General features: G+C 57.4%; 11 protein-coding genes. 8 read left to right on the forward strand and 3 right to left on the reverse strand.

Features of this window, described 5'->3' with window-relative positions; translation table 11 throughout:
• Positions 1 to 9 precede the first annotated feature (9 nt).
• Both ACUTSW_RS03980 and ACUTSW_RS03985 read left to right on the forward strand, forming a co-directional pair.
• Entirely contained in the window at positions 10 to 1,923 is a 1,914-nt protein-coding gene (locus ACUTSW_RS03980; protein ID WP_445583737.1) for a hypothetical protein, read from the forward strand.
• Positions 1,904 to 3,331, forward strand: a complete 1,428-nt coding sequence (locus ACUTSW_RS03985) for a hypothetical protein (RefSeq protein ID WP_445583738.1) — start codon at positions 1,904 to 1,906, stop codon at positions 3,329 to 3,331. The genes ACUTSW_RS03980 and ACUTSW_RS03985 overlap by 20 nt, the downstream gene beginning before the upstream one ends.
• Before the next feature lie 23 nt (positions 3,332 to 3,354).
• Here the strand turns inward: ACUTSW_RS03985 and ACUTSW_RS03990 are convergent, their stop codons facing one another.
• Entirely contained in the window at positions 3,355 to 3,972 is a 618-nt protein-coding gene (locus ACUTSW_RS03990; RefSeq protein ID WP_006325179.1) for a TetR/AcrR family transcriptional regulator, read from the reverse strand.
• A 124-nt stretch (positions 3,973 to 4,096) separates the two neighbouring features.
• Between ACUTSW_RS03990 and ACUTSW_RS03995 the strand changes: the two genes are divergently transcribed.
• Positions 4,097 to 5,119, forward strand: coding sequence for an SDR family oxidoreductase (locus tag ACUTSW_RS03995; RefSeq protein WP_445583739.1), 1,023 nt, complete (start codon positions 4,097 to 4,099; stop codon positions 5,117 to 5,119).
• 191 nt (positions 5,120 to 5,310) lie between these two features.
• On the opposite strand, the gene ACUTSW_RS04000 is transcribed toward ACUTSW_RS03995, so the two are convergent.
• Positions 5,311 to 6,399, reverse strand: coding sequence for an oxidoreductase (locus ACUTSW_RS04000; RefSeq protein WP_445583740.1), 1,089 nt, complete (start codon positions 6,397 to 6,399; stop codon positions 5,311 to 5,313).
• Positions 6,400 to 6,621: 222 nt separating this feature from the next.
• On the opposite strand from ACUTSW_RS04000, the gene ACUTSW_RS04005 reads away from it, so the two are divergent.
• The 4 genes from ACUTSW_RS04005 (at position 6,622) to ACUTSW_RS04020 (ending at position 9,992) form a co-directional block, all read left to right on the forward strand.
• Positions 6,622 to 7,695, forward strand: coding sequence for a sugar ABC transporter substrate-binding protein (locus tag ACUTSW_RS04005; RefSeq protein WP_004944331.1), 1,074 nt, complete (start codon positions 6,622 to 6,624; stop codon positions 7,693 to 7,695).
• A gap of 9 nt (positions 7,696 to 7,704) precedes the next feature.
• Complete coding sequence (locus ACUTSW_RS04010; RefSeq protein ID WP_006325166.1) at positions 7,705 to 8,952, forward strand: LVIVD repeat-containing protein; 1,248 nt, start codon at positions 7,705 to 7,707, stop codon at positions 8,950 to 8,952.
• An 84-nt stretch (positions 8,953 to 9,036) separates the two neighbouring features.
• Entirely contained in the window at positions 9,037 to 9,438 is a 402-nt protein-coding gene (locus ACUTSW_RS04015) for a VOC family protein (RefSeq protein ID WP_445583741.1), read from the forward strand.
• Positions 9,435 to 9,992 (forward strand): dihydrofolate reductase family protein, encoded by a 558-nt coding sequence (locus ACUTSW_RS04020; RefSeq protein ID WP_445583742.1) that lies wholly within the window; start codon positions 9,435 to 9,437, stop codon positions 9,990 to 9,992. Before ACUTSW_RS04015 ends, ACUTSW_RS04020 begins: the two co-directional genes overlap by 4 nt.
• Here the strand turns inward: ACUTSW_RS04020 and ACUTSW_RS04025 are convergent.
• Positions 9,967 to 11,382 (reverse strand): MFS transporter, encoded by a 1,416-nt coding sequence (locus ACUTSW_RS04025; protein ID WP_445583743.1) that lies wholly within the window; start codon positions 11,380 to 11,382, stop codon positions 9,967 to 9,969. The genes ACUTSW_RS04020 and ACUTSW_RS04025 overlap by 26 nt on opposite strands.
• A 328-nt stretch (positions 11,383 to 11,710) precedes the next feature.
• Here ACUTSW_RS04025 and ACUTSW_RS04030 point away from each other — a divergent pair, with 328 nt between their 5' ends.
• Positions 11,711 to 12,121 (forward strand): Exc2 family lipoprotein, encoded by a 411-nt coding sequence (locus ACUTSW_RS04030; RefSeq protein ID WP_445583744.1) that lies wholly within the window; start codon positions 11,711 to 11,713, stop codon positions 12,119 to 12,121.
• Positions 12,122 to 12,203: the final 82 nt, after the last annotated feature.

A 12,203-nucleotide genomic window follows, 5' to 3' on the forward strand; every position in this document is an offset into this window, starting at 1 on the left:
TGACTGACGATGGCCGAATATAACGCAGTATTGCCAGCGGCATGGAACGCCCTGGTAAACGCCCTGTGCCAGGAAGCGCCTTATTTGCGGACCACGCTGGCCCCCGAGATCGCCCGTTTCAGCCAGGCGCGCCTGGCCTCCGGTTGCCTTGCCGCCGCCTTTAACACCAGCCTGCTGGCCTATAACGGTTGCCCGCTTGAGTTCACCGTCTCCTCGGTTAAACCGCAGGCGCTTTCCTGCACGCTGGATCCTTTTTTGCCGCGTTACGCGGAAGATCGCGGGATCGCGGCTTTTTACCGGCATTGCCAACGAATCACCGCAGCGCCCCCGCACGCTAATGCTGAGGCCAGTTTTGACGCGGTCAATCGCATGCAGCGCGAAAGTGCGCAGCCGCTGCGATTTGGCTCCTGGCTGGGGCGAAAATATGCGCCGGATGCAGTCAAGTTCAAAGTGTATTCCGAAGTGCCCGACGCGTCCGCATGGCCTGGCGGCGCGGCGGATTATCCGGTTGCCGGTTGCCAACAGGCAGGTTTGTCGTTGCTGATGGTCGGCTATTACCCGGAACTGCCTGCCTCACCGCGTGAATATTACTTTCAATGGCACAGCGCATTGATCACCCACGCAGATATTGCGGCGGTCATGGCCTTTTTCGGCTGCGAGGGATGGCTTGCGGCACTAACGCCCCTGCTGGATAGCGCACTGAAACACACGTTGAGTGACGAAGGCTTCCCACCCACCACCTACGGTTTTAGCCTGGTCTATGGCCAAAACGGCGCACTGGAGAGTTTTACGCTGTTCACCATCGCGCCCGGTTTCTTTGGCGATAACCAGCGGGTATTTCCTGCCGTGCAAGCGCTGTCGGCACAAAGCGGCCACACCCTGCCCTTGCTGCAACGGGCGATGTCCGCGCAGGTCCCGTTGCAGTTCAACGTGGTCGGTTTCTCGGTTGATATGCAGGGCCATCACGGCATCAGCTGCACTTTCAGCCCGCAAAACACGCAATTCGAGGTGTTGCCACTGAGAACGGCCCCCCCAGCGGCAAGTGACGCCCGCCCCAACCTGACGGCGTTGCTTGAGCAGCAGTGCGCCAGCGGTGCCTTTATTTCCCATGTCAGAACGCCGGATGGCCGTTGGCATCGGGATGAAAATGCCTTCGTCACCGCCCAGGTGTTGCGAACCCTGAAGTACACCCCGCAGACCGCGCCTTATATCGAGAAGGCGCTCGATTTTTTAATCGCCTGCGAAACCCGGCCGTTCCATTTCAGCTTTTGGCCAACCGCAGCCCATCCTGCATGGATGGCGAACCAAAACATCTGCGCAGACATTGACGACACCGCCATCATTACCGAACTGCTTTACAAGTTCGGCCGCATTTCGCTGGCGCAGCTCAGGCAGACCGTTGCGCACATGAACGCTTATCAGGTCCGCCGGGTCGATCCCCGCCTGGCGGCCGTGCAACATCAGTGGGCGGAGTGCCAAAGTTTTCATACCTGGATGAAGGACGACAATGACATCCGTCAACTGGATTGCTGCGTAAATACCAACGCACTGATTTTGCTCAATACGCTAAAGGCTGAAACCGGCGCTGTGGCACCGGCCTACCTGCGTATTCTTCAAATGCTGAACCGGGCCGTGCAGTGGTGCGGCAAGCACTACGACAGGCTTAGCACCCTGACGCCCTATTACGCTCATCCCCACGAATGGCGCGTCGCCCTGGAATACGCCAGACAGCGTGGGATCCCGCAACTCACGCCCGTGATTGACGCTTTGGCCCGCTGGCAACGGCCCGCCGACCGGTTGGAAAGCCCGCTTTACCGGCGGCATGACGGGCGCTTCCTTTGGACCTCGGCCTGCCTGAACCCATTCAGATCTTTGGCCCACACCCATCGCACTGAGGATAGCCATGAATACCTTTCTCAATGATCTGGTCACACTGAACAAAATCATTCTGGATAACGCGCGCGAACAGTTTCCAGACGCCGAGGCAAAACGGTTGCGCTATCGCGCCGCGCCGGCCACATTGGCAGAGGATCTGGCCGCAGAGGTCTGCACCGAGATCGTTTCGGGGGAAACCCGTTACCAGATCGCCACCAGTACCGACGGCACCAGTTGGAGCATGACGCTGGATTTCGCACTGAGCAGGCAAGTACCGCAAGTCCCCTATGTGGTGCTGACCTTCAGTACCTTCGGCAACGTCGACGAAATGATATTCAATAAAGTGTTGCTGACCGCCACGGAAAACCGCTACCACGCGCAGTTGGATCTGGATCGGCTGGAACAGCGCGACGCCCTGCTGCGCGCCCTGTCGGATTACGACGCGCAAACCACGCTGGTGGTAGCCATCGTCACCGATCACGGCATTCTCAACACCATTACCTCGCCTAAAATTTTCTATTTTGCCGAAAACTATTACCCTTATATTTACCAGGGCATTGTGCCGCCGCCACCGCGTCTGCAGTTGATTCTCACCCCAATGCCTTACAAGAACGTGTGGTACAACTATTATCAGGACTATGTCCGCAAAAATTACCTTTACTATCTGCCGGATACCTTCCTGCTGGCCACCAATGCCGCTGACGACGACAAACCCATGCTGTCGATTTCCTTCGCCGCCGCAGAACACGCGACGTCGCTGGACGATGTCAAAGTGACCTTCGATTATTTTCTCTCACCCAAGGTAACCCAGGCGCGCATCGCCGATGCCGCTGAACAGTTTGCGCAAACGCAGTTGGACGGCAAGCTGGCGCCGTTCGCCAATGCCGACACGCTGAAGCTGCAATTGGGCTTGCCCGATGGAAAAACCGAGGAGAAAAATGCGCTGATCAACCTGCAAAGCGGCATCGTGGATTCCTTCACGCTGCCCTCCCAACAGTTTGCGCTGATCTGGGATGCGTTATTTGACCGCTCACCGCAAAACCTGTTGCTCAAGGGCTATCTGACGGTGCAATTCGTCGGCTTTAACCCGGACAACCTCCCGGTGCTGCTCGCGCTGGACGCCAAATACCAAAGCAAAGTACGGGAATTCATCAAACAGTCCGCCCCGGTAGACATCAATAAAACCGTTGAATTCAGGAGCGACAGCGGTGCTTACGATCCCTCAGGCCCGCGTCCGATCAAGCGTATTCTGGTGAATATCGACAATCAAACCGTCGAGTTGGATAAAGACCATCCCGCTCATTCGGTCAACGTGAAGATCTCGGTATTGGAACTGATCCTCAATCCGGATAAAAAGCTGGTTTATCATTATGACCTGCAAGTCTATTACGTCGACGGGGGCATGACGCCCTATTACGACAAAACCTCGAGTTTTGAAATCATTTACGTTCCGTGAATGGCGCGCCTGCGATAGACATTTCAGGTTGCCGATGGCGCAAACAGCAGGCTGCGCAGAAACAGCATGATCAATTTGCCGGAGGGATCGGCGCCGGTGCCGGTCTTCTGCAAAGCCAGCCCATGCGCCATCGCCATAAAGGCCGCCGCCAGTTCGTTTTGATCCGCCGGCGGTGCTTTGCCTACCCGTTGAAACAGTGATCCGATCACCGCGCCGATTTTGGCCTGATGCACGTCCCAGATATTTTTGTACTCCACGGCGAAGGCCGGGCTGCGTTTCGCGTGCAACTGCAGCTCAACCGACAGCATGCACCAGTCAGCCTCCAGATTCAGAGTCGCCGCCCAAGCCTCCAGCGCCGTCAACACTCGCTCCGGGGTATCGATATCACTTTGAGCCAGCGCAGTGAGTTGCGTGGCCTCCGCTTCCATATGGCGTTGTAACAGTTGCAGCAACAAGGCCTCCTTGGAGGCAAAGTTGGAATAAAACGCCCCTTGAGAATACCCGGCCTGGCTGGCGATATCCCGGATTGAGGTACCGCCGTAACCGCCGGCGACAAACAATTGGCGTGCGGTTTCAAGCAACTGCTCGCGGGTTTGCTGCTGGCTTTCTTCGCGGGTTAACCGCTTTTTTTCTGTCTTCATCTTCTTCGACTTTAGGCTGCTTTGGCGTCATAGATACGCATTTAAGATATCACTTGATATTTTAAATGCGCCCCACTAAATTAAGATATCATATGAACTTTGAAAATCACTTAAGATTTTAACGATGATGAACATGAAAACGGCTTTTGTCACCGGCGCCACCGGGCTGCTCGGCAATAACCTGGTCAGAGAGTTGATTGCAAAAGGTTGCCACGTCAAAGCGCTGGTACGCTCGCTGGAAAAAGGCCGCCGGCAGTTCGGTTCCGTCGAAGGCGTTGAGTTGATTGCCGGTGATATGACCGATGTGGCCGCCTTTGCCGCGCATCTGCAAGGCTGTGACGTACTGTTTCATACCGCCGCTTATTTTCGCGACAACTACAAGGGCGGCAGCCACTGGCCCGAACTGAAAGCGATCAACGTCGACGGCACGGAGCGCCTGTTGGAGCAGGCATACCGCGCAGGCATACGCCGTTTTGTTCATACCTCCTCCATTGCGGTGCTCAACGGTGAACCGGGCATGCCGATAGACGAAACCTGTCTGCGTCGTTCGGAGGATGCCGATGATTATTACCGCAGTAAAATTCTGGCTGACGAGGTGGTACTGGCGTTTCTGCAAAACCACCCCGATATGAACGGCAGCCTGGTCCTGCCGGGTTGGATGTGGGGCCCCGCCGATCTTGGCCCCACTTCTTCCGGCCAGTTGGCCACTGACGTGATGAACGGCAAATTGCCGGGCCTGGTGCCGGGCAGTTTTTCAGTGGTTGACGCGCGAGATGTGGCGTTAGCGATGATCCTGGCGGCCGAGCGCGGCAAACGCGCAGAACGCTATCTGGCTGCGGGACGACATATGACCATGCAGCAACTGGTGCCGCTGCTGGGTAAAATAGCCGGGGTTCAAACGCCAAAGCGCACCTTGCCATTACCGCTGCTCTATATCATCGCCGCGCTGCAGGAAGTTTACGCTCGCCTCAGCGGCAAGCCGGTCTTGCTCAGTTTGGCGACGGTGCGTTTGATGGTCAAAGAGGCCAACCGCTCCCATTTCAATCATGCCAAAAGCGAACGGGAACTGGGCCTGACATTCAGGCCGGTAGAACAAACGATCGGCGATACGGTAGCCTGGTTGCGCAATAACGCCTCCAAAAGCTAATCGAACCGGGGGAAAGCCCTTTCCTCCGGTTTCGTTCAGTACCGCCACACCCCGAGCCTGAGACAGGTGGGGTCATGCAGGTTAGCCGACCGTTGAGCGCATGGGCGCGCGATACGAGCCTCCATGGACGGATTCACGGCGTGTCGGTGCTCTGCATGCTCCTCACCTGTAGCACTCTTAGGCGCGGCTATCTAGGCGGCTTGCGCTTCCACATAGCTCAGCGCAGAACGCAATATGGCTTCGCTGAGCGCTATCGGCAGCAAATGAATCGACTCCCCCTGCTGCAACGTGCGTGCAATCAGGCGCCGAACCTGCTCATCATCGTGAATATCCACCGCCAATGCGGCCAGGCTTACCGGCAGATCCAACCGCCGGTAAAGCGCGATTAACTGCGTCACGGTTTCCCACTGCTCCAGCAAGGCGCTTTGCACCAAAATGCCATAGGCTACCTTGGTGCCATGCAGGAAGGCATCGGTCTGCGGCAAGGCGGTCAGGCCGTTATGCACCGCATGTGCCGCCGCAATGCGGGTGTAACGATCCCCCAACCCGCCCACCAGGCCGCCGCCGGCAATAATCGCCTCCAGCACGTTGAGGAAAGGTTGGCTCAATTGCCCGTGCGCCAGCGCCTGCAACGCCGCTTCGCTTTCGGTGAGCAGCACGTCGCGCAGGGTCAGCGCGGTATTGAGGCCCAGTTGCACGGTTAGCGGCAAACGTTCCGGTTGCGGGCTTAGCACCGCCGCTTCGTACCATTTCGCCAGCGTATCGCCAATGCCCGCCAGTAAATACGCCTTCGGCGCACGCAGGATAATTTCCGGCTCCACCAGGACCAGATGGTTTGCATCGTTGAAAATTTCGTAGCGCAGCGCCTGCCCCTGATCGTTATACCAGACCGAAAGCGGCGTCCAGGCGGCGCAGGTTGCGGCAATGGTCGGGATCGCCACCACCGGCAGCCCCAGCCGGCGCGCCACCACTTTGGCGGTGTCCAGCACCGCGCCGCCGCCAAGGCCAATCACCACCTGCCGATCCGCCCCCGCCTGTTGCACGATGCTTTGCACCGTACTTTCGCTGCAATGGCTGTTGAACAACACCCTGCGGGCTTCAGGCGCGTCAAACACCTCAGGCAGCCAGGGTTTGGCGGCCGCCAGCGCACGCTCGCCATAAATCCACAGCGCATTGCCCAACTGCTGCGGGGAATAAAACTGCGCCAATCGGTCAATCGCACCGGGGAAAGCAAAATAGTTGGCGGGGCCGGCGACCACGCGAATGTGGGTATCACTCATGCTCAAGTCCTTATTTTGTTTGCTGTTGCCATCATAGAGACGGGAAAGCCGATGACTAATACTGTTTTGCATTAGCTTATGATTTTTCGTTCATTGTCATCCGCCCGGCTGCCGTGGAAACTGGCTGCCTCAATTCATGCCGGTAAAAAAAACCATTCCAATGGTGACGATGAATTGTCCTCCCGTTTTTTAATGATGCTTAACCACGCAGGGTAAAACTTAATGAAACTGTTCAACACCTCATTACTGGCGTTAAGCCTGTTCGCCGTGTTTCCCGCTTTCTCCGCCCCCACTGCCGCACCGGTTCCGGCGGCGATCGCCAACCATCAGGGGCCGATTCGCATTGCGGTGATCCGCAATCTGGGCTCGGACGACAATACCACGCAGTTCGTCACCGGGGCGGTGCAGGAAGGCCGCAAACTGGGGTTTCAGGTCAACACGTTCCTGACCAACGGCGACGACGCCAAATTCCAGGACTTCGTCAATCAGGCGATCAGCCAGAAATACGACGGCATTATTCTGTCGCAGGGGCGCGATCCTTACTCAACCGCTCTGCTCAAACGCATTGCCGACAGCGGTATTGCGGTGGCGGCCTTTGATACCGCGGTTCAGGGCGAGATCCCGGGCGTTACCGTCAGCCAGCAGGACGACGCATCATTAACCGATCTCTCCTTCGGCCAACTGGTGAAAGACTTCGACGGCAAAGCCAACATCGTCAAACTTTGGGTTGCGGGTTTCCCTCCGATGGAGCGGCGCCAGGCGCAGTACCAGAAGCTGCTGCGCGACCAGCCCGGCATCAAAGAGCTTGAGTCTATCGGCGCGGTGTCTTCCGACGTTCAGGGCGACACGGCCAACAAGATCGGCGCGATCCTGGCCAAGTACCCCAAAGGCAAAATCGACGCCATCTGGGGAACCTGGGACGCTTTTAGTCAGGGCGCGTACAAAGCGTTGCAGGAAAATGGCCGCACCGAAATCAAACTCTACAGCATTGATATTTCGAACCAGGATCTGGCACTGATGCGCGCCAAGGGCAGCGCCTGGAAGCTCAGCGTGGCGGTCGATCCCAAGTTGATCGGAGCCGTTAACCTGCGTCTGGTGGCCAACAAAATCGCCGGCGAGAAAACCCCGGCAACCTATGAGTTTAAAGCCGCCGCCATTCCGCAAGCGCTGCTGCTGAGCCACCCGGAAGCCACCAACGTCGCCTCGCTGGCCAAGGTGATCCCTGGTTGGGGCAAATCGGACGATTTCGTTGCGCCGTGGTTCGCCACGCTTGAAGCGCAACAGGCTAAAAAATAAGGAAGGTTCATGGCATCGCAACCGCTTCCCCAACCCGAGTACAGCCGCAACATGCGGCTGATTGGCCACAGCGACCAGGGCGGACGGCCCGATGGCGTACAGGTGATGGTTCACCGGGGCTACGCCTACATCGGCCATATGGTGTCGCAGGGGTTTTCCATCGTCGACGTGCGCGATGCGAAAAACCCGCGCGCCGTCGGCTTTGTCCCTGCGCCGCCCGGCACCTGGAACGTGCATTTGCAGGCGCATGACGATTTGCTGTTGGTGATCAACGCCCGTGATCTGTTTGCCGACGCCCGTTTTGCCGACGAAAAGGTGTATTACACTCGCGCCATCAGCCAGACGGTGTCAGGCAACGACGCCCGCGGCTGGAGCGCCGGGGTACGGATTTTCGATATCTCCACGCCGGAGCGGCCACAGGAAATCGGTTTTCTGGCGCTGGAGGGCATCGGCGTGCACCGCATCTGGTATGTCGGTGGCCGATGGGCGTACGTTTCGGCCCTGATTGACGGCTACAGCGACTATATTTTCCTGACTGTCGATCTGGCGGACCCGCGCAACCCGCAAATCGCCGGGCGCTGGTGGTTGCCGGGCATGCACAGCGCCGGAGGCGAGACGCCAACCTGGCCGGAGGGCAAACGCTACGCCCTGCATCATGCCATTATCAGCGGTGACACCGCTTACGCCAGTTGGCGCGACGGCGGGCTGACGCTGTTGGATATCCGCGATCGCAACCAACCGCAGCTTATCGCCCACCGCAACTGGAGCCCGCCCTTTGGCGGCGGCACCCACACCGCGCTGCCGTTGCCGGAGCGGGATCTGCTGGTGGTGCTGGATGAGGCGGTGCTCGACAACCAGGAGGACGGCGAAAAGCTGATCTGGCTGTTTGATATCCGCGAGCCGGCTAACCCGGTAAGCATCTCCACCTTCCCGCAGCCAAATGAACGGGATTACGTCAGCAAGGGCGCGCACTTCGGGCCGCATAATCTGCATGAGAACCGCCCCGGAAGCTTTGTCAGCTCGACGCTGATTTTTGCCACCTACCAAAATGCCGGCGTCCGCGCCTACGACATCAGCAACCCTTATCAACCGAAAGAAACCGGCGCGCTGGTGCCCGCCGCGCCGCAGACCATGATGGATAAACGCCCGGGCCGCCCGCAGGTGATCCAGTCCTGCGACGTGTTTGTCGACGCCCAGGGCATTATCTACAGCACGGATTACAACGGCGGTCTGTCTATTATCGAGTATCTGGGGTGAAAATTGGCCGGCACAATGTCGGCTTTTTACCTGTTTGGGATAGTATGAATGAACAGGCAATGAACCCCAGAGCAAGGAGAAGAGATGTTTAGCCATATCACCGTAGGCGTCAGCAATCTGGACAAGGCCGCAGAATTTTACGATGCCATTTTGCTGCCGCTGGGATTAACACAACGGCCGGTAACGCCCGATGGCGGCCCCGCCGCGCGTTGTTGGATAAAACCGGGGCTGACCTTGCCGCGATTTTACGCCTACGAGCCGTATAACGGTCAACCCGCCAGCGCCGGCAATGGCAGCATGGTGGCATTCACCGCCGACAATGAGAATCAAGTGCTGGCAGCCTATGCCGCAGGCCTGGCGGCCGGCGGCAGCACCGAGGGTGAACCCGGTGAGCGCGCGAATTACGGCAAAGGTTACTTTGGCGCTTACCTGCGTGACCCGGACGGCAACAAGATTCATCTGGCCTATCGCGGGGACTTGCTTTGATAAAATGTTCGGTATACATCGCCACCAGCGTGGATGGTTTTATCGCCAGAGCCGACGGCGATATCGATTGGCTATTGCGGCCTGAATACGCCGTATCGCTGCTCAACGGACTGAGTTTCGAGGCGTTTATTGCCGACGTAGATGCCTTGGTGATGGGGCGCAATACCTATGAGAAGGTGAGCGCTTTCCCCGAATGGCCTTATGGCGCCTTGCCGGTGATCGTTCTGTCGTCACGCGCGCTCGACATCCCGCCCCACCTGCAAAACAGCGTAAGGCGAGAGGCTGGCGCACCTGAGGCCATCGTCGCCCGGTTGGCGAATGAAGGATACCGACATTTGTATATCGATGGCGGCAATTGCGTGCAGCGCTTCCTGCTGGCCGGGTTAATTAACGAACTGACCATTACGCGCGTTCCGCTGTTATTGGGCTCCGGCATACCGCTGTTTGGTGCCGTGGGTGCAGAGCAACAGCTGCGCCTGATCGCCGCGACGTATTCCGACAATGGATTTGTGCAGGAACGTTACGCCGTCAGCGCGCCGAATAGCGGACCCTAAGCGCCCGGCCGCCGAGGGCAATGCCCAACGCGGCCAGCGCCAGCAATGCCGCCGCTCCGTAGGTGAAATGCATACCGGCGGTCACAGCGGCAGCCTCGGCGGCGTTGATATCTGCCGTGTTCGAGGCAAACATAAACAGTGCGCCCATGGCGGAGGCTCCGGTGATCAATCCAAGGTTACGCGACAGGTTTATCATGCCGGAAATCAGCCCGCGCCGCTCGGGGGTAGCGTCTTTAAGCAGCGCGGTATTATTGGCGACCTGAAACAACGCATAACCAAGGGTGATCACGCAAAGCGGCGGCACGTACCCCAAGACCCCTTGCCTTACCGACATCATCGACATGACACCGGCGCCGGTGGCCAAGATAACCAAACCCACGGCCGTCATCTTTTGCGCCCCCAGTTTGTCCACTAACCGGCCGGCCGGCACGCCGACCACCGCAGCGGTAATCGGACCTGCCGACATCGCTAATCCCGCCTGCTCCACCGCCAGCCCCAGACCGTGCGTCAGGTAAAACGGCCCCACCACCAGCGTGGTCATCATCACCGCCATCACCAGCAGACTCATCGTTAGCCCGGCGCTCAGCCCCGGCTGACGGAACATAGCCAGGTGAATCAACGGCGATACCGTACTGTTCTCCACCCAAACAAACAACCCGATCCCCAATGCGGCACACAGCAGCAGAACCAGATTAAGCCAACCGAAATCGCCGCGCCCCAGCGTCATGGAGAGCGCATAACTGGCCAGCGTCAGTCCAAGCAACAAGGTACCGGAGTAATCAAACCTGGCCCGTTCCTTTTGCGGTTCCTGAGCCGGGGCCGGAAGGTAACGGTAAGCAAGAATAAACGCCAGCAGGCCCACCGGCAGATTGATCAGGAACATCGCCCGCCAACCAAAACCAAAAATCAGCGCGCCCCCCAGCGAAGGCCCGAGCGCAGTCCCGATAGCGGACATAGTGCCGAGCAGCCCCATCGCCCGGCCGGTGTTGTCTTTACCCAGGGCATCGCCCACCAGCGCCATGGTCATCGCCATCATGACTGCCGCCCCCAGCCCCTGAGCGACCCTTGCTGCGAACAGCAGCCCGATATTCGGCGCAAGAGCGCACAGCACAGACGCAAAGGTAAACAGCGCGATGCCCGCCAGCAGCAACCGCCGCCTGCCAATTCTGTCGCCCAGACGCCCCACTGCGATAATTGAGGTGGTGATGGCCAGCAGATAGGCGATCACCACCCACTGTACCGCCTGGAAAGAGGTGTTGAACGCCTGTGCCAGCGTGGGCAAACCGACGTTGGCGATGCTGGTGCCCAGCGACGAGAGCAGCATCGAAAGAGAAAGACTGACGAGGACCCACCTTGGGTCTGCGCCGCCGGATTTAACTGTAAACTTCATGTTGCTGCCTCCTGAAAGAACCTGTCAGCAGCCTATGCCATCGCCTGATAAGGCGGAAGACGCAGCAAATGCAGTTTACTAGTGCATCAGACGCCATATCTGGGTTGCAGTAACCTGGACTGGACATACGCGTCATATTTCCCGGAAGCAATTCTTTCCCGAATATAATTAGCGAACTATAAAACAGACTAGCAACAGAATAATAACTCAAATAAATAGAGTGACGTTGCAATTAACTGCCAACCTTTATTTATTGACGAAAATAAAAGGGTTCTGTTAGCATTATTTTGTATTCTCGCTCTATTTGAAATTATCAAAAGGAAAGGTAATGAAATGCAATAAAAGAGTGAATGCCAGTGCGTTGGCATTGGGCTGCCTCATGCTGGCCGCATGCGCAGCAAAAAGCCCCGCCGAAAAACACGCCTCCCACTATATTTACCAAATCTCAAACGAAAATGATTCGCAAATCAGGACATTGGTTCATGACAGTATCAAGGCCAGCACGCCGCTGTTTGACCAGTTTTATCAGCAGGGAAAATGCGACCGCAACGCCCATTTATCCCTGGCGGAGGCCAAAACAAAAGCCGATTACTTATCCAGCGAACAATTTAAAAGCCAACTGGAACTTAATAACATCGTTTTGAATAAAACCTACAAAATTGATCCCAATCAAAAGATTTATACTGTCTTTACGAAAGAAGCCACGGGCGCTTATTGGGATGGTTATAACGGTTTATAATAACCTCCCCCCGCCAGTAACATGCAGGGAATTAATCGCCACCGTGGGTATTCACAGCGGCGATTAATGATGTATCCGGCTT

This window comes from Serratia sp. TSA_198.1 (assembly GCF_052686505.1).